The 1,297-nt window shown below is 41.7% G+C and carries 1 pseudogene; it reads left to right on the top strand.

Annotated features, from left to right (window positions below):
- Positions 1–235 precede the first annotated feature (235 nt).
- A pseudogene (locus QUA70_RS28455) lies at positions 236–1,026 on the top strand (DUF4058 family protein).
- Positions 1,027–1,297: the final 271 nt, after the last annotated feature.

Below are 1,297 nucleotides of genomic sequence, written 5' to 3'. Positions count from 1 at the left end.
AGTTCTCAGTTTTAATAGGGTTTTATCTTGCTCTTGACTGAGAAATACCCTTAATCTAGCGCCCATATATTGAGTTACCTCAGTAGACCTATTCTCTCTCTTTACTTATTTTAACATAGTTTGCTTTTTTCTCACCGACTTACTTATTCTATTTCACAGGAAGTGCGATCGACCCTAATTTTCCCAAAACAACATTGCTAAACTGTAAATAGACTTAAGTCAAGGAGTGACATCAATGCCATCTCCCTTTCCCGGTATGGATCCGTATTTAGAGCATCCCGACTTTTGGCCTGGGATACATAACTTGCTGATTAGTGAAATTTTCCGGTTTTTATCTCCCCAACTGTGTCCTAAGTATTTAGTGTCGCTGGAAGTCAGAATCTATGAAACGGCTGACGACGATTTATCAGTCATTGACATTCCCGACGTAACTGTAATGCAACCACAAACTGCAACAAAAACAACAGCATCAAACATAGCAGTTGCAGCACCGCCTACACAACCATTAACAGTAATTATTCCCATGCCCTACACGGTTCGGGAAGGCTATTTAGAAATTAGAGAAAGAGAAACCAAAGAATTGATAACAGTTATTGAAATTCTCTCGCCTAGCAATAAGCGCACAGGAAAAGGACGACAAATGTACGAAGAAAAGCGAGAAGAAATTTTATCTGGTCGCACTCATTTAATTGAAATAGATTTATTGCGGCGCGGTCGAAAAATGCCAGTTATTGGCAATGACATTGAAAGCCACTATAGCGTTTTGGTGTGTCGGGAAATCGCCGTCCCAGAGCAGATTTGTACGCTTTTAACGTGCAGAACCCGCTGCCTGCCTTTCCTTTACCGCTGCGATCGGGCGATACCGAACCAGTCATAAACTTGCAGGAATTATTCACTCAAATTTACGACATAGCAAGTTACGACCTCAAGATAGATTATCGCAACTGGGAAGTCATACCACCGCTGTCAGAAGCCGATACAATTTGGGCAGATGCTTGGTTGCGCGATCGAGGATTGCGAGATTAATTTGGTATCAAGCTGGCACGCTGCTACCTTATCTTGAAGCTCTTCACCTTCCAATGCTTCATGGCTACTCACCCACATTGTCAATCCTCATCCGATGAAATATCACGTCAGCATCGATGACATCTCCTCGATCCGCCACCTCAATGTAGTAATATCGATCGCCCCCCTTTGGCAGTATGAATTTTTATTGGAATAGTAGACCTCTTGCAAAAAAAATCTATGCTATAATAGAAGGTTTTCAATTTAATCCCCCTAGAGCTAACTCATAATT

This window comes from Microcoleus sp. LAD1_D5, from assembly GCF_036702115.1.
Lineage (GTDB): Bacteria > Cyanobacteriota > Cyanobacteriia > Cyanobacteriales > Microcoleaceae > Microcoleus.
This window is presented reverse-complemented; position numbering and strand designations above follow the sequence as displayed.